The sequence below is a fragment of the Siphonobacter sp. SORGH_AS_0500 genome (assembly GCF_031453245.1).
Taxonomy (GTDB): Bacteria; Bacteroidota; Bacteroidia; order Cytophagales; family Spirosomataceae; genus Siphonobacter.
Genome location: NZ_JAVIYT010000001.1, coordinates 2,737,194 through 2,756,936 on the forward strand (window position 1 = coordinate 2,737,194; position 19,743 = coordinate 2,756,936).

Here is a 19,743-nt window from a genome sequence, read left to right on the forward strand (position 1 = left end):
GTTTTTATAATAAATTTTCGAAGCTACCTTAAGCAAGCCTATCTATGTCTTCATCTCCCCACTAACCGCCTGTCTATACTATCGGCAGAATACCTTCATTATATTACCGTAGATCAGCTTACGTTTGTGTTTCTGGATGAGCAAGACCTAACTTACGGCCGCTTAAAGGCTCAGGGATATCGGGTTAGTTAATTCAATGCGGATGCCCTTTCAACTTTTTCAATTTACATAACATACGCTAAACGTAGAATCTACTATGATTAGGCCCTTCAAATCACTGCTTACGTTATCTTGCTTTTGGTGTATTATTGCAAGTACATCCTGCCATAATGCCCCTAAGGAAAATCCAAAGGCTACTAATGAGGCTCCATCCAATGAAACGGAACCCAAAACAGAGTCTTCAGGTACCGGGGCTTCTCAAAGTTTCGATATTAATACCATTCCGGTATCGAATCACCCGCTCGAATCATTTCCCTTTTTTAGTCTTCCCAAGGGATTAGCGGAGCAAAACAAGCCTGTCCAGCGGTCCTTTGACAAATTGTTCTTTGCACTAAACGGTGTCATGACACCGCTGGAAGGAAAAGTCTGGAAGAGTTATATCGTTACGGAACCGGGTAGTTCTGAGGAGTGGTCACTGCCCTATTTTGAAAAAAGCTACGATGACGCAATCACCAAAGTGGGTGGCGTCAAGGTCTTCGATGGTGAAATTACGAGTGCAGAATACGAACGTTACCACAATCAGGCCTCTTACTTAGGCGAAGATGGCTCGATTGGTTATGACGGAGAAAACATTAAAGTGTACGTGATCCGCCGGGCGGATGGTGGCGACATCTATATTCAGCTCAGCGGAAACACGGCTTCCGGTAAACTCAATATCCTGCAAAAAGAAGCTTTCAAGCAAACCATCACCCTGCTTAAGTCCGATCAGATCCGAAACCAGTTGGCTGAAAAAGGGAAAGCGGTCCTTTACATCAACTTCGATGTCGATAAGGCCACATTGAAACCGGAAGGTCAGGACGCCGTGAAGGAAATCCAGAAAGTACTTAGCAGCGATAAAGGGCTTAAGCTTAGCATTGAAGGCCATACCGATGATACCGGCAATGCCGACCACAACAAGAAGCTGTCTGAAGATCGGGCTAAAACTGTGCTTAAGGAATTAATCGCGTCCGGCATCGATCAATCCAGATTGAAAGCTGTGGGGTACGGTGCTCAAAAACCTTTGGTGCCGAATGATTCAGAAGACAATAGAGCAAAGAATCGCCGGGTAGAACTGGTAAAAATAAACCAATAGTGAGCCAATAGCCCGAGCCATCCCAACGATGGTAGCTAGGATACTCCTAGCCTTTCGCTACATTTAAAAATAACTCTTGATTTTAGCATAAAGAGCTACTTCGCCCCTTGAAGTAGCTCTTTATTGTTTATTTTAACTACGTGACTCTCTACGTCAATTTTTCACCAATCGTGAGAAATTATAACCTCTCGACTTGGCTAAATCGCCCACGTACGCAGTTTGAACATATTAAGTACATTTCGAATTTTCTAGTCTCATTGATTTATAGAATCTTATCTGCCCCAGGGAGTTTTAAGACCAGTTTTCCCACTATAAAAGACAAAATGATGGATAGCGGGGCGACTATCAAAAGCTTGATTAGAGGTTCGATAGACACATCGGCTAGTAGCACTGATAACCCAATGACGATCAAGGGATGCAGAATATAGGTACTGTAGGTGCTGCGAGCAAAAGTGTTAAAAAAAACGTTACTTACATTCCAGTGATGCCTGCTATAACTTAACAGAGCTATACTGATGGAGATACCCGTAATCTGTTCCCACAGGCATAATACGAGTGATTGCCCATTCCATCCCCCGTTGAAGCTGGACATCGGCAATGCTAGTTTGGTAGTCACTATAAATAGTAAGGGGAATACCATGAAAACCATTACCAGGGCTATTCTAAAAAATTGTTTCCCCAGTTGTAATGAGAGCTGGTCCAGCCAATGGTTTTGTTGAGCGACTATTCCGATGGCAAAAAAGGCTACGTACTGCGGAAAGTAACAAAGCTGAAAACCGACCGGATGTAACACCCAGCCGACAGGAAAGATTAATCGCACCAGGAAACTAATCAAGCCAACAGCGACAGCAAACCATAGAATACTTGACCTAGAAGGCAGCTTAAGGGCATCTGGCAATGAGTAACGTGGTCGAAACAAGACGTATACTACATTAAATAGCAACAAAGCAGCCACAAACCACAACACGCCCGGATCGATCCAGTTGTCGTACCCCGCTAAGAACTGAAGAAAAGTAACCTGATGATGATGTCCGTAGCGATACACCAGGAAATTCATTACCGGGGAAAGAACAAGAGAATAAAAAACCAACGGAATCCCCAGACGCTTCAGACGATCCAGAATAAATTTTTGGTCTCCTTTTCGTTGATAAGACGGCTCAATAAAGTAGGAAGACAGCAGAAAAAATAAACCCATGAAAAAGGACTGGTTTGTAGCTACTAATAGCGTTAGACCAATCTTAGCCATTGCATCGGTAGTAGGTTGCTTGTAATACCATCCGCCGGGGGCACCATAGGTGATAGACACATGGTGCAAAATGACCAGAGCCGTCAGGAGTATCTTGTCGTAATCCAGGTAATGAATTTTCGATTGTGTTCTCCACGTCAATGAAGAAGGTGCGTCGGTTGGCATAAAAAGTAGATCATGGAATGTTTTCTATAGTGAGTAAGCCATTGGTTAAGTTAATCCCATTGCTTGCCTTAGAGTTAAGGTGCCGTCTAACTAGAAGTAACTAAGGCTCTCATCTAAAGACGTTTAGTTAATTGCCTTACGATTCTGAAATTCTATAAAAAAAGCCTTACGCTTCTTGCCATACTCCATTAGAGCAGGAATCATAGCCCAACTGGTAGCAGCTACAAAGTAGGACTCAAGTATAAAAGCTGATCCAACAATGACGACTAAGAGGATAAGCATGAAAAGGCCTATTTGCTGAAGCTTGGACTTTCTAGTTAACAGTTGATCATTGGAAAACTCCTGAAGCATTGATTTGTCGTAAGAGCAAGAGGTAAATAGTGTAGCCATCGTTTTAGTTAGTTTGAGCGTTAAACTAGTTACACTTACCCTCATATAATCCAGCAAAGGGATAAGAGGTATTTCTATAGAGCTAACTGGAGACTTGATATCAATACATGACGTTTTGCCTATACTTTTGGGAAACACTTGCAATCGCTCTTAAAGGACTACTTTAGTTTCAATCGGTGGCAGTAGGATCTTCGAGCTTCTATTAAAGTATTCATTTATTGAAGGTTTTGGCTTTCAACCTACACATCAGAGTATCAAACAAAGAGTAAGGTTTTTATAGTATAACGAAGGTTAGGGAATCAATACTGACAAAGGTAATTGCCGGAATAGCCAGACCTGATACTCCTAAAGAGTTGATTGAACAAGCTTTAACTGATGCTATTGAAGCAAGATACCTTGAATTCTCAGAAGGAATCGCAGCCGTCGTAGCACCTGTCTATATCGATCGTCAAGTGAATGGCACTACCTTTTCATTGGCTTATCATGATGAACCTTTGGCAGTAGATACCTTCCCTGAAAGACACCCTGGCATTGACCTTTCTGACCTAAGCAGTAAGGCGGTGGAAGCCTTACAAAAAGTGCTTAGAGAGAACTCTGAATTACACGAACTTTGGGCTGATGCAAAAGAAGAAGTGTATAAAGAATGGAAGGCAAACATCTATCAACTCATTCAGCATTTAGAGCGATAGCCTTACCATTAGCCTACTTGTTCATTTACGCAAAACACCTTCAAAAAGACCTTATACTACCTCCAGCAAAAGCATTTAGCCGACTCAGATTTGAGTTAGCTTCGTTAGTATAGGTGCATTACCATTGACTACTATTCACTCTAGCGGATATACCTCTTTGTTAATCAAGCTCCGTTTGAAAATTTTGAATATCAAGCTCGAAAATATACTCCAGGCCATCTATCTCATCCTGCTGTTCACCTTTATGTATAAATTGAAAAGGACGAATGGTCGCCAATGAAGCAGCATTATCGGGACGAATAGTTGCTCGAACCACCCTAACCTCTTCCGCTGCCTTCGCTCGAAGAAGCAAGTCCCGCAGCATTAAACTGGCATAGCCCTGACCTCGATAGGCCGGTACTACTGAGTAAGCCACTTCAACCATACCCGCTTGGTCGGGAGGGCCATGAAACCCGGCATGGCCCACAACTTTCTGGTTCACCATAACCACTTGGGCTACCCAATTCAAAGTACGAGGGTCCTGACGACATTGGTTAAGTCGGTTATTCCATCGCCGAGTGGAGTCATCAGTGATAAAGAAAGCATCAAGTTCAACACCTATTAGCTTACTTGCCTGTTGTAGATCTCGATTAATTAAAGCCTCTAAAGCTTGTTCCGTAAACTTAATCCAGGTTAGCTCGTGAATCATCAGTGCATTTTAAATAAGGCCATCTAGATTATACATATCCTTTGGGAGCACTCAACTTAGGGTTCTAATAAATCCCAAAGATTTCCGTAGAGGTCTTCAAACACTGCTACCTTCCCATACACCTGTTCTTTGGGTGGTCTAGAGAAATTGATTCCTGCCTGCTGAAAATTCTAATAGTCTCTTTCGAAGTCCTCGGTATAGAGGAAGAGGAATACGCGGCCACCCGTTTTGATTGCCGATCCGGCTTCCCTTAAATTCGCCATCTGCTTTGGCCCAACAACAGAGCACAGGACCCATTGTCTCTCGGAGCTACCAGCACCCAGCGTTTAGTTTAGTCTCGCTTAGGTTCGTGTCTTCCAAATAGGGTAAATCCTAGTTTAGTCGTATAAAAGCTAATCGCCTCATCGTAGTCGTGAACGAATAGTTCAAAGTGAGCAATTCGTTAATTCATGTAAAAATAATCAGAATGCTAAGCTAGTCATTCGGTAAATCATAATATCGCCAGCAACGACATGAACTATGATAGCGATTAGGGACAATATAACTTTGAATCCTCTTACCAGGGTTAAAGATAATCTAGAGTAGCCTTTTACAAAAGGTAAAATATTCTACATTATAGCCTTCCACTAACCCGAATTGCCCTTAACGCGTCCACTAGCATTAATAGAGGCGAGCAGACAGTTCATTGTTTAGCCTATTACCAAAGGTCTCTTTCATATGACTCTCACCTGAACACCAGTTGTTGGAAAAATCACATAGGTGATATTTTTAAGAAAAAATATAAGAATTAATTAGTATTTATTATCGGTCTATTGCATTTGAGAGATATAAATAGGGTACACTTTGCTGTGATTTGGGCCAAAATACATAGAAGTAAAGTCTATTAATGCGTTAATACCTTTACATGAAGTTTTAGTCAACCTATATTAATTACAGGCTTCTGAATTATCTTCGCTTTCCCGTTGTCAACTCATCTTATCTAACACGCTAGTGAAACAATTTTTACTCTCTGCTGGTCTTATGCTGGCTACCGTATCCGCTTATGCCCAATTGGGTGTAGGTACTTCTACGCCCAAGGCTCAACTCGACGTAACCGCCAGTAATCCGTCTACGCCTTCAAACACTGATGGTCTGCTTATTCCCCGAGTTAGTGCTTTCTCTGCTACTAACCCAACGGCTGAGCAAAATGGAATGATGGTATTTTTAAAGACAGCATCTGGCAACAAACTTCCCGGCTTTTATTACTGGAATGAAAGTACTAAAGCTTGGAAATCGGTTTATAGTACTAGTGAAACGCTCAAGTTTTATCATCCATTTTCAGCATTAGATATGGATAGTAATTACCCTATGCGATCCATCAATTTACCCTCAGTTCCTCCGTCTACAAGAGTGAGGACTGGATTAAATAATGTGAATGATATCATCCCCCAACAGATTGGTAAAGGCACTTCCATTACAGGCGGAGTTCTATCTATAGTAAAAGCTAAAATAAACAGTGAAATTGCCACGTATCCATGTTATGCAGTAGTAGGTATATATCGTGAAGATGTAGGTCAACGTGAGTTGATTGGCTATATGGAGTTTGAAATATCTGCTTCTACGTATAGTAGTTTAGGGGTAATTACGCTTATATCAAACTCTCGAACTTTAATGAGCAACGGTACTCGAACTTCGGATGGTTTTTACCAAGCAACTAATGTTACTGGTTTGGTACTTACAACGGGTGAAAAAATTCCTCAACACATACCAGTACTCAGCGGTTCTTTTATTGGTGTTGAACTAATGAAGCCATTTAATAATAATGGACTTGCTGGATACTTTGCTCCTGGGGGCTTAAGCGGATCAAATATTACTTTAAATAGACCTTACAATCAGGCAATTTCTGGCTATGAAAATGTCTCCCTTTCCTTAACCATCGAATAGACAGTCACCCTCTAAGCCACAATAAAAGCTGCAAGAGAAAATACTGTTTGCAGCTTTTAATCTTTCACTCAGCTTCTCCAAGGCAGAGATGCTTTATACTAACTTTTTACCTCGTTCTTTCCTGCTACTCCTAATACTACGATCTATTTTAAAATTGTAAATGCATTGGTCAAACTTTTTATTCTACCTCTACCATCATGGTAACTTTAGCCGAATTTCCAGCGTCTTAAGCCCCAGCTTACGGATATTTCCAATCACTGATTTGGATAGTCAATAGGCTCTCCTAGTTCGGCTTGGGTTATGCCTCAGACTTCCTCAATGCTGAAATCAGAAGAGGGATTAATCCCACCTCACAGGATATATTGACTTTGCTAACTTGAATAATTGAGACGGGTTATGCTTAATAAGATCGTATAAGGCTTTATCTGACATACCGTACTTATTTCTCACCTCAGCAAGCGTATCAAGCGTATAGGAAAGCTGGTTAGGTGGTAGTTCTTTAGACAATTATTCCGGTTTATGCTTTGAAACAGATCTGGCAAAGAACTTATCAATCTGTGATCGTTGGATGAGCATATGTACACCGGCCTTACCCGCATGCAATTCGCCCCTTTCCAGCATTCGATAAATCGTACGAAGGCTTATGCTCCATGATCAAATAGGCGTCGTCGATGCTTAGGAAGGCTTTGGATTTGATATTTTCTATGGGCTTGGCAATAAATGCCTGAGTCTGCGTATCGCTTCCCTTTACCTGACTATCTCTTACTCCTGCCCTGTAAGCTTTGCTATTGCAGGCATGAGAGCAGTATTTAGTTCGAGCCCTAAACCCCTTACCGCATTGCTGACAAAGCCGTGTACCTCAATATTAGAACTCATAATTGTGTCTTCGTATATCATGGAGTGTCACAGTGTGTCTCTATATGCCATAAATTGACCTAAAAAATGGGTTTTGAAGATCAAAACACATCCGAAATACAACGAAACTACAAAACAAACCACTAGTATTTATAAACAAAACAAAGTATATATAAGAGCATAATAACCAACAATCAGCTCATAATATATACTTTGTTATAAATGCTACAGGTTTACTTTGACGGCCTATTTCCCGATACAAAACTTAGAAAATATATTCTCCAACAAATCATCCGTAGTAATTTGACCCGTAATTTCTCCTAGATGTAGTAAGGCCTGACGGATATCCATGGCTAGCCAATCTTGGGTAATGCCCGCATCCAGCCCATTTAATGCTCTTTGCAAAGAAGCATCGGTTGCGGTTAGATGTTCGAAATGGCGTAGATTTGTTACTACGGTGTCGTTCGTACGATGCTGATTAACCCGATCAAGTAACCGCTGTTTTAACTCTTCAATACCTTGTCCGGTCTGGGCGGAGATGGCCAGATCGGCGTTACTCTCCTCAGATAAATCGGCTTTGGTATGAATCGAGATTACCCGGCTTGGGTCTCCTACCCGCTCTGCAAATAGTTCTTCAAATTCGGTGCTGGCCACATCTGGACTGCTTAACTTCAGAATAATCTCGGCTCGGTTGAGAGCTTCTAGGGAACGTTCTACACCGATGGCTTCCACCCGGTCATTTGTGGTGCGAATACCTGCCGTATCCAGAATGCGGAATTTGATTCCGCTGATAATTAAGGTATCTTCGATGACATCGCGGGTGGTTCCGGCAATTTCAGTCACGATGGCCTTTTCCTCGTTCAGTAAAGCATTGAGCAGGGTTGATTTTCCCGCATTCGGCGGCCCGACAATGGCTACCGGAATGCCTTCTTTCAGGGCATTCCCAAGCATGAAGGAATCAATAAGCGGCTGCAAGGTTCGACGGATGGCATTAATTAAACGGCGTAGCTGATCCCGATCTGCAAACTCCACATCTTCTTCGCCGAAATCAAGTTCCAGTTCGATGAGTGAAGCAAAGTGAATGAGTTGCTCTCGTAGCTGAGCAATGTCTTTCGAAAATCCCCCGCGAATCTGGTGAATAGCAGCCCGGTGACTGGCATCATTGTCAGAAGCAATCAGATCGGCAACGGCTTCTGCCTGGGCTAAATCCAGTTGACCGTTCAAAAAAGCCCGTTGCGTAAACTCTCCCGGCTGAGCCATCTGACAGCCATTCTGGATTAGTAGTCGCAGGATTTTCTGAATAATATAGGCCGATCCGTGGCAGGAAATCTCGATGGTATCTTCACGAGTGTAAGAATGCGGCGTTCTGAATAAGCTGAGTAATACCTCATCCACAATACCTCCATCTTCATCCCGAAGGGTTCCGAAAACGATCGTGTGGCTAGCCTGATCCGCCAGCTTTTTACCTCGAAATAGTTTCTGAACAATGGGGAAAGTCTCGGCACCCGACACCCGAATCACGGCAATAGCTCCAATTCCAACGGGAGTAGCCAGGGCACAGATGGTAGATTGAGCTATAATCGACATGATTAGTTTACTGTTTGGGATTTTGAGTTTAGCGTTATTTACACTCTACTTCCTAATACAAATTCTATTATTTTCTGAACATTTAAATAATTATTAGACAGACTATTATCCATCTCTTGCTCATCTAATAGTTCATCACCATTTATTTTCTCATTCCATCCTTCACTCATTCAAAATTATAAAAAGCAAACCCTGACGAATTGGTTCATCAGGGTTACTGGACTCTTGAGATTAAATCGCTGAGATTTAGAAAAGATCCTTCAATTTCATGGCGAGTGACATATCACCGCTGATGTTAATTTTTCCGAACATCAGAGCCGTCATGGGATTCAGATCGCCCGTCATCAGCTTGCTGAGGTCTTTTGCACTGATTCCGATGGTAACGTCGCTTTCACGATCATCGTTGTAAACGGTTCCATCACGGTCAATCACAATGTTACCTTCGTCAGTCTGAAATTTTATAACGTCACCGGTTCCGCCCTTCTGGGCAGCCAGTTGCTTGATTTTCGCGTCTACTTCTTGAAATGTCATAGATGTCTGTTAAATAAAAAGGTTCAGCGTTTCTAACTTCACCCACAAAAGGGCCGCAAGTTGCTTAGTTCTGATGAAATAATCAACCCTGACTTTTGAAAAATAGTCCAGAAGGAATCCAGGGAATAATCTTCTTCTCGAAAGGAACCGCTGGAACTGCTAACTGATCCGCCCATTCATCCCCCAACAAAAACCGCATTTGGGCGGCAGGTAAGCTTTTTAAAGCTTCTGGAATATCTTCCTGCATAACCTTCAACAAGGCCCGAGTTAATAACTGTCCCTCCGTTGAGGATCGGAATAAGTGACGGGAAAGCTGCTGACTCAGGATATACGCTTCCCGTAAATTAATGGGGAGCAATTCTTCAGCTACGCCACTTAAAAAGCCCGCTACTTTCCAGAAATGCAGGTAGGATTCTTCCTCTTTTTCATCCAAATGAACGTTCATTTTTCGAAGTCCCAATACTACTAAATAACTGAAAGACAGATTCGTTCCAACCATATCTTCCTGATTAATGGGCATTCCCCACGCAGGATTCCATTTGCCAGAATGAAGCGAAAACCAGCGAACGGCGGCATGAATTAATCGTACGTTCAGAAGGCGTTCGAGTGCTTCGGGGGAATCTCCCTTCCAGGCGGATTCATCCAGAATGCCAAAAACAAATTCACCCGTTTCTTCCAGTCTTTTACGGGTATCGTTCTGCATCCGCTGCGAAAGCATTAACACCTGAACGCCATCCGCCCCCAGGTACGTATAAGGCAAAGACATACATCCTAACAATAAGGTTACGATATCCTTATTCTTTTGAAACAACTGACAAGCCTTGTCTATTTGTCGCTGATCCGCCCAGGCCGGTAACTGATGATGCGTTTCGTAAAAATCCTTACAGTAAGGATCGTCCTTTAGCTGAATGTGTCCTGCCGTCCGCTCCAGCAATAGCTGCCGAACCCCTTTCGCTCCTCCTTTTTCTGCCATAACGGACACTACTGCATCAGCCGCCGGATCCATTTGCTGGCGATACTGATTCAGCAACTCCGTTGAGAAAAAACGAGTGGTTTTGATGATTCGGGTGCTCATAGGCTAGTTGATGCGGTGTTCTTTGTAATTGGCAGCAGAAAGTACATTACCTAGTTCCGAGAATTCTTCGGGACTTAATGTGGCCTCCCCCGCTTTCAGGGCGTCTTCCAGTTGCTTCAACGTTCGAATGCCGACTACCGCCGCAGCCACCGCTCTCGGAAACAAGGCATAACGAATCGCCGTGGCCGCTTCGTTTCGCTCTGCTGAACTTAGGGCTTTTATGGCTTCTGCGGCCTGTTGAACCTCGCTTTCGTTATAATTCAGGTACGGTTCCGGCGTTTTACCTGCCAGTAAACCTTTCGCCACACTTCCGCGAGCAAGAACGCTGATGTTGTGCTCCGCGAGTAAATCCAGTACATTTTCTTCAGGCCGACGATCCAGTAAACTGTACTGCATCATAACGCTGGCAATGTTCGAACGCTTGACGTATTCATTAATGACATTGGGACGAATGGAAGAAATGCCATACGCCCGGATTTTTCCCTGATCTTTCAGCAACTCAAACGCCTCAATGGTCTCGTCTATCGGATCTTCAATTGTGCCGCCGTGTAATTGGTAGAGGTCAATGTAATCCGTTTGAAGCCGTGTCAGGCTTTTCTCAACCGATTCGAGAATATAGGCTTTGGTCGGGTTCCAGTCCCAGCCTTTTCCATCCGCTCTTTCCTGATTACCCACTTTGGTGGCCAGAACAATATCTTTCCGGTGCGAACGCAGGGCTTCTCCCATCATTCGCTCGTTTTCTCCTTTGTTATAAATATCAGCCGTATCGAAAAAGGTAATTCCTTTGTCAAAAGCCTGCTGAAGTAACTGCGTAGCAGTCTCCTTTTCCAGCGACATGCCGCCAAAGGCAATTTCGCTGACTACTAAATCGGACGATCCAAGTCGGGTATAATTCATAGCTTACTGATCAAATAATGACTGGCGGAATCTTCAAAAAAACTCCGCCAGCCAAGGCCTCACACGCCACGACCACAGATGCGGGCGTAATCGCAATATTCACAGGCTTTAAGGTTTTCCGTTTGAATAAACGGGGTTGCTTCGTTCAATAACTCATCCATAAATTGAGTCAGAATCAGCTCACTATCCTCAATAAACGTTTCAGGGGTTTCATCGGCTCGGAACCGTAACTGTTCCTGAGCCATAAAACCTTCGGCAAGATTTCGGAAGGAAATCATTCCTGGCTGAACCACCTGCGAAGCGGATAAGGCTACGTCCCCAATTTGCTTATGATTTTGTTTGATTACCAGGTATTTATACAACCATAACTGACGTAATACTTCCCAGTCTTCGTTCGTCAGGAATTGCTGATGCAACTCCTCCAAATCCTGATTGGCTTTCACATCCAGGTTTTTGGCTTCTACTTTTCCTGTCTTATAATCGACAATGCGAATCTGTTCATTCACTCGTTCCAGTCGGTCAATTTTACCGGAAATCAGTACCTGGTGACCTTTATATTCGAAGCTAGCGGTGAGTTTCTGTTCTGGAGCGAGCATTTCCACCACCATCCCCGACTTTAGTTCCTCGATACGCATCTGAAAGTAATTTTTCAGATTGCGTCGGGCAATGTTATAGAGTAACAAATTCTGGCCTTCGTCCATAACCTGGCCTTTGAACTTGTCCTGAAAAACGGCTTCCAGTCGAGCCGGAATTTGTTTTATAAACTGTTCGTAATCCATTTCCTGATAGATACGAACGTCACGGTCAAGCATTTCCCGGTCAATGCGTTCCAGCACTTCGTGTACCCAAACCCCAAAATCATTCGCCTCCAGTTTTTCGGATACTTCCTCTTCTTCAGCCACGCCTGCAATGCGTTTGAAGTAATACTGGAGCGAGCATTTGTAGTACATATTCAGGTGCGTGGCGTACACCCCTCGCTCGGTAAGCGACTTCAAAATTTCCTGTTGAATCCGGGGTGTTTTATGAATCAAGAGTTGCGTTACTTCCGCACCCTCACCCTGTGGGGCCTGAAATTCAATCGATTGCGTTTTCAGTTTGGATTGGGAGCTATTACTTTCCTCCCACTCATGCTTCAGTTGCAGCAGAAAGCGACTTTTCTCCGATTTAGGGCCTTCGCCACCGGGCTGGGTATAGAGGAAGACGACTTCTTTGGCCCGCTGAATCAGTCGGAAAAAGTGGTAACTCATTACCGCATCCGCATCCATGTAAGTAGGTAAGCCAAACTCCTGGGCGGCGTCAAAAGGAATGAGCGAATTTTGCTTCTTCCCCGTTGGTAAGGTGCCTTCGTTCACGGACAGAATGATTACACGATCAAAGTCCAGACACCGCGTTTCCAGCATCCCCATTACCTGCAAAGGAGCCGCTGGTTCTCCCGAAAAAGGAATCTTGGTCTGGCGTAACAACTCCAGCAAAAAGCGGCGATACGACTTGATCGACACGGGAGCTTTGCGTTCGGCCAGCAGGCGTTCCAATCGTTTCAGAATGGTATAAAACTCATAGAGATATTCCGTTTCAATGGCATCTTTTTCATCATAAAGTGGCCGCAGAATATCAATCAGGGCGTACAGGGCATGCGTAGCCTTTTTCGAATCATTATCCCAACGGGTAAATAAAGTCCGAACCAAAGGTTCATCATTAGCTAATTCCCGCAATTCCTTTTCATCAACGAAGAGTCGGTTTTCGTTTTTCAGCGTTCGTAATAACGGTCGAAACGACTCTTCCTGCTGCATCCAGTAGTTCTGAATGAACGGATGGTGCAGGATTTTCGCAATGTGCTTATAACTGAACTTCGGCACCATAACCGTCCCAACGCCGTCCTTTTTTCGAAATTCAATTACGTTGCGTTGTAATTCAAACAAGCTTTCCACCAGCGAATACAGCAAACTGCTTCGCATGGAAACGCCCATCGTTACGTTGAAATCATCGTATTTTTCGGGAATGGAAGCCAGCATTGGCATCAGCAGGTTCTCATCGCCGAGCACCACGGCTGTATGGGGCCTGTAGACCGGATTACCTTCGATCTGCTCCCAATTCTCCATCAAATAAGCCGTTACTTTGGGCTGCATGGTGGCGTTTGGAACGCCCATTTCCGTAAATGCTTTGGGCTTAATGAGTAACTCAGCCGGAAGCTCTGGAGCCATCGGGAAGGACTTGTAATGGCGAAAACGCTTATTCCATTCACCCCGACTTAAGTCCGCGTCAGCGAGGTATTTACGAATGAATCGTCCGGCTTCGTGATGGCCTTTGAGGTAATAGGCATCTGCATCCCAAAGCATTTCGGCCCGGTTCAGCGAGCTTAGTTTTCGTAAAATCCGCTCTTCAGAAGCACTCAGGGCATTAAATCCGAGGAAGTAATAATAGTCGTGGCTGGGATTATCAATGAAAATGGACTCGACGTTTTCGGCCACTTTACGGTAAGCCATGCCCCGATACGCCCGGTCCTGCTGTTCCAGCCTGACTTTTAATTGATCGTAGACATGCAGCAGGTTTTCAAAAAGTCGGAAATAATTCTGGGTATACACCTGATCTGTAAATTCCCTATCCTTTGTTCCCCAGCGTTCAATGGCCTTCTCGGCCTCTACCCAGCGAAAAACTTCCCGGGCATTACAACCGTATAAATCAATCTGATCGAAATCTCGCAAAACAACCGGAGCCCAGCTCGTGAAACGGTCAAAATCCAGATGCGGATCAATTCCTTTGAAGGTATCGTATAACTCGAATAATAAGGCAACCGGGTCAATCTCCTGCACACCCGAACGCTCCATCACAAAATCATCCATTGCCATGACCTCTGGGGCCAGAAAAGGACGATCCGACAGAGCCGCCAGTTCCTGTTTGAAAAAGTAAACCGCCCGACGGCTGGGTAATACCACGCTGATTTTAGAAATCGTTTCGGGCGTATATTTTTTCCAGATATAATCAGCCGATTCAGAAAGGAAAGACATAGGAAGCGTTTTCTGTTTGGGGGTTTTCAATTCTGAACGAGTAAATCTATGTGATGCATGAGTGAATGCTATACTTTACTGTCGCTTACTCATTTTACCCGTAAAGCTTTAGGGTAATAACCCCAACGTGAAGTAATAACAACAAGAACCGAATAGAATTCAACTATTCATACAATCTATTTAGTTACCAATATAATCATTTATATATCAACACTTTAGTATGCTATCTTTCTAAACGTTAGTCTCAAGTTATTATATAATTTTACCAGCCCGGTTTCCAATGCCAGCGGAAGAATGAAGGAATAAACCAGCAGAGCTAAAAAATAAACGAAGCCCTCTAGAATGACGATATCCGCTTTTCCGCTGGCATCACTAGTTACACTAGATCAAACAATAATGTCCTTGATCATTTATCCATCGTTTCATCTAAACAACGAATTCATTCTCTCATTCACTCCCTTCATTCATTCAAAATTAATCAAACAAAGGCCAGCAGACGCCGAAGCCGAAGGAGCGTTTCATGCCGGGGTAAAAAGGAGTTGGCATGAAGTTTCGGGGGATTAAGCCATCGGCAGCGTTTTTCAACTGCACAAATACCCTTACCCGATTAATCCGAACATCGGCGAAGGCATCCAGTTGAACGTAGCCATTAACTTTGAACTTGTTATTGAGGTAAAACTGATTGGAAAGCGGCTGGTACAAATCCGCATAATAAGCCGAACGGTAATGGGCATCTATGCCCACCTGCACATACATTACTTTCGAGTACACAAAATCAAAACCTACTTTCGAGAGGGTCTGAACTTTGGGCATCCGAATCAGATCCGGGCCGGAAGTGGTGGTTAGGTAGGCCAGGTGTGACGTGCTGAACTTCCCTTTTCGCCAGGAGAGATTTACTCCCGCCCGATACACGCTAATGGGGCGACTTTCCTGCTGAGCCACAGAACTCGAATCAAAGTAAATATGGTTTTTAGTCAGGCTGTAATGAATATTGGGTTCAATCAATAAATCCTTGATTTTAATTGGTGCCGAGGCCTGAATCTGGTTCGTAAAGACGCTCGAAAGATTTTTGTTCCAGTTCAGAATCGGGCTATAAAACTGCTCCTGTAACAAGGTTGGCGAGTTAAGCGTACTGGTAAACGTAGCCTTAAACCATTTTGCGTAATAGTTGCCGTGGAAACGATAATCCGCTCCGATCAGATACTCTCCTTCCGCTTCCAATCGCGTACTGTCTTTGAAGTAATAGGCCAGCCAGACTCCCAGAAAGTTTTCATTCTTGCGGCGACTCACGTGATCTGCCAGGGTAATATTGGAAGGTGTAAAACTCTGGGTAGTCGGGTAAGTAACCCCACCAATCACAACCGGAACTGTGGTGATATAAGTAGAATCGGCTCCCACGACGGTCGTTCTGGAACGTTGATTCACCTGATAATCCCGACGTCTGAGGTGTACCCGGTAATTGAAACCCTGATAAGCTCCTTTCAGGCCAAATTTATTTTCCAGTAACCAGTAATTAGCCTCGGCTAATAAAGTATCCGCCTGTAAACGCCGATCCGTCAGGTTATTATAAAAGCCTGTAGTTGTAGCAGTTAGGTATCGGTTGTCTCTAAATCGGTTGAAACGATTGGTATAGTCACCCACGTGATAAACCTGAAAACCTTTTACCGGCACGTATTCCTGATAGACGTGCACCTGATTCCGACGATCCCGGCTACTGGCTGCGGATAACATTTCAATGGCATCGCTCGGGCTTTCCAGCAAAGTATTCCAATTGGCCTTGACTGGGTCTGTACCGGGGTAAATACCCCCCGTTTCCCGAATGCTGTGTTCGAAAATATTGGTATGAGCCAGAATGGCGTATTTGTTGTCTTTCGTATGGTAATTGGTATGAACTACAAAGTTCCAGAAACCCCCTAAATCCCGCTGGGCACGTGTCGTGGCTGCCCCCAGAGCAATTTGTCGCCGACTAATGTTTCGCTCCACGTGTAAACCGATGTTCCACTGCGAGTTAATGTTACGCGACAAGTCGAATTGAAGCACACTCTGGCCATTTCCTCCCTGCACATAATACGCCTGCGTGAAAGGCGATTTGGTGTCATAATACTTTACGTCGTAGGGCTTAATGGTATAAGGTGTATAGGAATCATACCCCAACTGAGCTCCAATTTGCTGGGGAGCCTCAAAGAATAAGGGCCGCAGAGCCGAATTCATCACCCCCAGATCTGTATACCATTTATTATTCTTGAATTCGTAACTGAATCGGTGAAAATTGACATAATTCGTATCAATCGTATACAGGGTCTTACGATTGTTGAAGACGTCTTCTTCGAGAAAATAACGGGAAGTGGTTGGACCGTAAATCTGCTTGGTAGAATCATCCAGAATTTTACCGCGTGCAGCCGGATTGTCTCCCGGTTTAGGGGAAACTTCGCCGGGAGCGTTAGGTAAAGGAGCAGGCGTGATTTGAGCCATGGCGTTGAACGACCACACCGTCAGAACAACTGAGAACAGGTATTGATATAGTTTCACGATTTCAAAAATACGAGCAAAATTTCGTTGCACGGGGACTTAAGCTTTTTTAACGTCAAAACCCAACGTTTGAAGTAACCAGTCGTCAAAATGCAATGGGTTACTTTTTAGAAAATACACTTCAATCGGTAACACATAAATAGCTGTACTACTGTTACTTACCGATTTCAGTTTCACATAATCTTTTTCTGTGGTTAAGACCCAGGCTTCAGGACTGCCCGTTTGCCGGAGTTGGGTTTCAACCTTCTGCCAATCGCCTGGGGTATAGGCATGATGATCGCCAAAAGCCAAATGTTGGGCCAGTGTATACTTCGATTGGGCATAAGTTTCCAGCAGCTCTGGTCGGGCCAGTCCCGACACTAACACTGCCGGAGCCGCCGGAGGCGTTTGTTGCTGGCTATTGCGGGGGGTAGCATAGCGAATGCCGGAAAAGAAAACGGGAGCTTTGGAGTATTTTGCTATTTTTTTTATAATTTTTTTCTGCCCCTCTGCGTCTAAATTTTCCGGGCATTTGGTCACGATGATGGCATCCGCCCGGGCGGCTCCGTGTCTTCGTTCTCGCAGGTTTCCAGCTGGAAATGGATAATCCTGATAAAAAAGATGATAAAAATCTGTTAAAAGTAGATTGATTTGGGGTTGAATCGCCCGATGCTGATAAGCGTCATCCAGTAAAATCAGATCCGTTTCCGGGTGAAGTTTCAGTAACTTTTCGGCGGCTTCAGCCCGCTTCTCCCCAACAGTTACCCGTATTTCTTTCCCAAATTTTTGGTATACTTGCAAAGGTTCATCGCCTAGCGTTGCAGCCGTATCCTGATTAGTAGCGATCCGAAAGCCTTTTGTGTCCCGACCATACCCACGACTCAAAGTAGCCATCGAAGCGAACGGTTTCAGTAAACGAATTAAATATTCCAGATGAGGGGTTTTCCCGGTTCCACCCACCGTAAGATTTCCCACGCTAACTATTGGAACCTCAAACGTTGCAGAGGGTGACATACCCCGATCATACAGGCTGTTTCTCCAGTCGGTAATGAAGCCGTAAATCCAGGAAAAAGGAAGCAAAACTCTACGCAGGAAAAGTATCAAGTGACCCATAGATGGGTTAAAGTAAATGAACAATTTTTGACGCTCCGAACGGATTTAATGCGGCAAAGATCGACAAAACGCGGCTAAATGTGTAGTTTTGCCCCCTTTTAAACTAATCACCTCCCTTCAGTATGTCTCTTAAAGTGCTGGTTCACAAGCATATTCTTGACTTCCGGTTTGCTGCCGGCACGTCCAGGGGTACTCTTACCCAGCACACTGCCTATTACCTAAAGGTTTTCGATGAAGAAAATCCTTATGTTTTTGGCCTCGGGGAAGCTAGTCCACTGGTGGGTTTAAGTCCTGATTATGTCAATTTTGAACATACCCTGCACAAGGTATGTCAGGCATTTAATCGTTACGAACTCGAAGTTTTTCACTGGAACCTTGATCTTATTCTTAGTCAGGTTATTGATCAGCGTTATCCTGCCATTCGTTTTGGCTTTGAAACGGCCCTGCGTGACTTGTTGAACGAAGGGAAACGGCAGGTTTTTAAAAATACTTTTTCTGAGGGTGAGCGGCAAATCCCAATCAATGGGTTAATCTGGATGGGTAAGAAGGACTGGATGCTGGAACAAATCGAGCAAAAGCTGGATGCTGGGTTCAAAACCATCAAAATGAAAGTCGGAGCGATTGATTTTGAACAGGAGCTGGAATGCCTGCAATTCATCCGTCAACGGTATTCAGCCGATGACATCACGCTGCGAATTGATGCAAACGGAGCCTGGACCTCCGATGAAGCCATTGAAAAATTGAATCAACTGGCCGATCTCTCGATCCACTCCATTGAACAACCCATTCAGCCCCGGCAGCCCGAAGCCATGGCCGATCTTTGCGAAAATTCCCCGATTCCCATTGCCCTCGATGAAGAGCTGATTGGCGTTACTGACTACATGGATAAAATGCGGCTACTGAAGAAATTACAGCCGCCTTATATCATTCTAAAACCAACCTTGCTGGGCGGCTTTACGGCTTGTAAAGAGTGGATCGAAATTGCGAATCGTCTAAAGATTAAATGGTGGTTAACCTCCGCTCTGGAGTCCAACATAGGCCTGAATGCCATTGCCCAGTTTGCGGGTGAGTTCCAAAATACATTACCCCAGGGACTCGGAACGGGTAGTTTATATTTCAATAATATTCCTTCCCCCCTGCAGATTCAACGGGGTACTATCATTTCTGATCCCCAGCAGCTCTGGGATTACAGCATTTTTGAAAAGTCCTTTATTACCCAATAAATAAGTCAAGACTGACGCGGCAATGATTCGTTTTTTCGTGAATTGCCTCTATTTTTGCCCCGTCACTCTGATTTTTACACAAGACCTTATGAACACTCAGGCACTAAACGATACTTTACTAAATCTGTTATCGAAACGCTTTGCTCTTCGTGAGATGGGATACGATCATCCCGGATACGATGACGCCGAAGAAACGCTGGAAGCTCTGGAAGACGATTTTGTAGATGAATACGGTGACGAATTTGAAGACATTCTTCAACGGGTGCACGCCAATTTCTGTCCAGACACCGACGTATTACTTCCAACGGCTTATTTACCCCGTACGCAATACGAAAAAGTAATCAACGAGGAAACCGGACTGGAAGAATTTGAAATTGGCCCCGGCGATGGCGTTTGGGTTACGCTGAAAGACTTCCCGAATCTGGATGCAAAAATGGTTCTGTTACCTTCACCTCCACGTCTGGAAATTCTTTCTATGGGTGGTAGTCAGGAAGTATGGCGGGCCGAATAGTTTACTAATATTATCCGAAGGTACTTTTATATTAACTCTGTCAATG

Annotated in this window: 16 protein-coding genes and 1 pseudogene; 5 read left to right on the forward strand and 12 right to left on the reverse strand. The window is 44.1% G+C overall.

The genetic code is table 11. The features are described 5' to 3' along the window. Window positions 1–256: 256 nt before the first annotated feature. Window positions 257–1,291: an OmpA family protein gene (locus QE357_RS11615; protein WP_309707582.1), complete on the forward strand. Its 1,035-nt coding sequence runs from the start codon at window positions 257–259 to the stop codon at window positions 1,289–1,291. Between the two features lie 262 nt (window positions 1,292–1,553). Here the strand turns inward: QE357_RS11615 and QE357_RS11620 are convergent, their stop codons facing one another. Next, entirely contained in the window at window positions 1,554–2,702 is a 1,149-nt protein-coding gene (locus QE357_RS11620) for an acyltransferase (protein WP_309707584.1), read from the reverse strand. A 123-nt stretch (window positions 2,703–2,825) separates the two neighbouring features. Next, window positions 2,826–3,092, reverse strand: a complete 267-nt coding sequence (locus QE357_RS11625; RefSeq protein ID WP_309707585.1) for a hypothetical protein — start codon at window positions 3,090–3,092, stop codon at window positions 2,826–2,828. Window positions 3,093–3,445: 353 nt separating this feature from the next. On the opposite strand from QE357_RS11625, the gene QE357_RS11630 reads away from it, so the two are divergent. Beyond that, window positions 3,446–3,781 (forward strand): DUF4259 domain-containing protein, encoded by a 336-nt coding sequence (locus tag QE357_RS11630; RefSeq protein ID WP_309707588.1) that lies wholly within the window; start codon window positions 3,446–3,448, stop codon window positions 3,779–3,781. A 160-nt stretch (window positions 3,782–3,941) separates the two neighbouring features. Here QE357_RS11630 and QE357_RS11635 read toward each other — a convergent pair whose 3' ends face one another. Both QE357_RS11635 and QE357_RS25010 read right to left on the reverse strand, forming a co-directional pair. Continuing rightward, window positions 3,942–4,469 (reverse strand): GNAT family N-acetyltransferase, encoded by a 528-nt coding sequence (locus QE357_RS11635; RefSeq protein ID WP_309707590.1) that lies wholly within the window; start codon window positions 4,467–4,469, stop codon window positions 3,942–3,944. Window positions 4,470–4,525: 56 nt separating this feature from the next. After that, a pseudogene (locus tag QE357_RS25010) lies at window positions 4,526–4,908 on the reverse strand (VOC family protein). A 551-nt stretch (window positions 4,909–5,459) separates the two neighbouring features. Between QE357_RS25010 and QE357_RS11645 the strand changes: the two are divergent. Next, window positions 5,460–6,392, forward strand: coding sequence for a hypothetical protein (locus tag QE357_RS11645; protein WP_309707592.1), 933 nt, complete (start codon window positions 5,460–5,462; stop codon window positions 6,390–6,392). A 507-nt stretch (window positions 6,393–6,899) separates the two neighbouring features. Here the strand turns inward: QE357_RS11645 and QE357_RS25015 are convergent. The 8 genes from QE357_RS25015 to lpxK form a co-directional block, all read right to left on the reverse strand. Further along, complete coding sequence (locus QE357_RS25015; protein ID WP_409050265.1) at window positions 6,900–7,037, reverse strand: helix-turn-helix domain-containing protein; 138 nt, start codon at window positions 7,035–7,037, stop codon at window positions 6,900–6,902. Window positions 7,038–7,493: 456 nt separating this feature from the next. Continuing rightward, on the reverse strand, window positions 7,494–8,834 hold the full coding sequence (mnmE, locus tag QE357_RS11650) for a tRNA uridine-5-carboxymethylaminomethyl(34) synthesis GTPase MnmE (RefSeq protein ID WP_309707594.1): 1,341 nt from the start codon (window positions 8,832–8,834) through the stop codon (window positions 7,494–7,496). A 246-nt stretch (window positions 8,835–9,080) separates the two neighbouring features. After that, window positions 9,081–9,365, reverse strand: coding sequence for an SCP2 sterol-binding domain-containing protein (locus QE357_RS11655; RefSeq protein WP_106638451.1), 285 nt, complete (start codon window positions 9,363–9,365; stop codon window positions 9,081–9,083). Window positions 9,366–9,447: 82 nt separating this feature from the next. Further along, a complete protein-coding gene (locus QE357_RS11660; protein WP_309707596.1) occupies window positions 9,448–10,440 on the reverse strand; it encodes an oxygenase MpaB family protein in 993 nt (330 codons plus the stop codon). A 3-nt stretch (window positions 10,441–10,443) separates the two neighbouring features. Continuing rightward, window positions 10,444–11,337, reverse strand: a complete 894-nt coding sequence (locus tag QE357_RS11665; RefSeq protein WP_309707598.1) for an aldo/keto reductase — start codon at window positions 11,335–11,337, stop codon at window positions 10,444–10,446. 59 nt (window positions 11,338–11,396) lie between these two features. Then, window positions 11,397–14,342: a PD-(D/E)XK nuclease family protein gene (locus tag QE357_RS11670; RefSeq protein WP_309707600.1), complete on the reverse strand. Its 2,946-nt coding sequence runs from the start codon at window positions 14,340–14,342 to the stop codon at window positions 11,397–11,399. A 474-nt stretch (window positions 14,343–14,816) separates the two neighbouring features. Next, the gene (locus tag QE357_RS11675; protein WP_309707602.1) at window positions 14,817–16,904 is read right to left on the reverse strand and encodes a putative porin; all 2,088 of its coding nucleotides are present in this window, start codon (window positions 16,902–16,904) and stop codon (window positions 14,817–14,819) included. 6 nt (window positions 16,905–16,910) lie between these two features. Further along, a complete protein-coding gene (gene lpxK / locus QE357_RS11680; RefSeq protein WP_309707605.1) occupies window positions 16,911–17,963 on the reverse strand; it encodes a tetraacyldisaccharide 4'-kinase in 1,053 nt (350 codons plus the stop codon). A 122-nt stretch (window positions 17,964–18,085) separates the two neighbouring features. On the opposite strand from lpxK, the gene QE357_RS11685 reads away from it, so the two are divergent. Together QE357_RS11685 and QE357_RS11690 are read left to right on the forward strand one after the other, a co-directional pair. Next, window positions 18,086–19,186, forward strand: coding sequence for an o-succinylbenzoate synthase (locus QE357_RS11685; protein ID WP_106638457.1), 1,101 nt, complete (start codon window positions 18,086–18,088; stop codon window positions 19,184–19,186). A gap of 88 nt (window positions 19,187–19,274) precedes the next feature. Then, window positions 19,275–19,697, forward strand: coding sequence for a hypothetical protein (locus tag QE357_RS11690; protein ID WP_307143176.1), 423 nt, complete (start codon window positions 19,275–19,277; stop codon window positions 19,695–19,697). The last annotated feature ends 46 nt before the right edge of the window (window positions 19,698–19,743 follow it).

Excerpts from the sequence above, each read along its gene's own strand:
- QE357_RS11615 (WP_309707582.1), top strand. The coding sequence starts at position 257 with ATGATTAGGCCCTTCAAATCACTGCTTACGTTATCTTGCTTTTGGTGT.
- QE357_RS11620 (WP_309707584.1), bottom strand. The coding sequence starts at position 2,702 with ATGCCAACCGACGCACCTTCTTCATTGACGTGGAGAACACAATCGAAA.
- QE357_RS11625 (WP_309707585.1), bottom strand. The coding sequence starts at position 3,092 with ATGGCTACACTATTTACCTCTTGCTCTTACGACAAATCAATGCTTCAG.
- QE357_RS11635 (WP_309707590.1), bottom strand. The coding sequence starts at position 4,469 with ATGATTCACGAGCTAACCTGGATTAAGTTTACGGAACAAGCTTTAGAG.
- mnmE (WP_309707594.1), bottom strand. The coding sequence starts at position 8,834 with ATGTCGATTATAGCTCAATCTACCATCTGTGCCCTGGCTACTCCCGTT.
- QE357_RS11655 (WP_106638451.1), bottom strand. The coding sequence starts at position 9,365 with ATGACATTTCAAGAAGTAGACGCGAAAATCAAGCAACTGGCTGCCCAG.
- QE357_RS11660 (WP_309707596.1), bottom strand. The coding sequence starts at position 10,440 with ATGAGCACCCGAATCATCAAAACCACTCGTTTTTTCTCAACGGAGTTG.
- QE357_RS11665 (WP_309707598.1), bottom strand. The coding sequence starts at position 11,337 with ATGAATTATACCCGACTTGGATCGTCCGATTTAGTAGTCAGCGAAATT.
- QE357_RS11670 (WP_309707600.1), bottom strand. The coding sequence starts at position 14,342 with ATGTCTTTCCTTTCTGAATCGGCTGATTATATCTGGAAAAAATATACG.
- lpxK (WP_309707605.1), bottom strand. The coding sequence starts at position 17,963 with ATGGGTCACTTGATACTTTTCCTGCGTAGAGTTTTGCTTCCTTTTTCC.
- QE357_RS11685 (WP_106638457.1), top strand. The coding sequence starts at position 18,086 with ATGTCTCTTAAAGTGCTGGTTCACAAGCATATTCTTGACTTCCGGTTT.
- QE357_RS11690 (WP_307143176.1), top strand. The coding sequence starts at position 19,275 with ATGAACACTCAGGCACTAAACGATACTTTACTAAATCTGTTATCGAAA.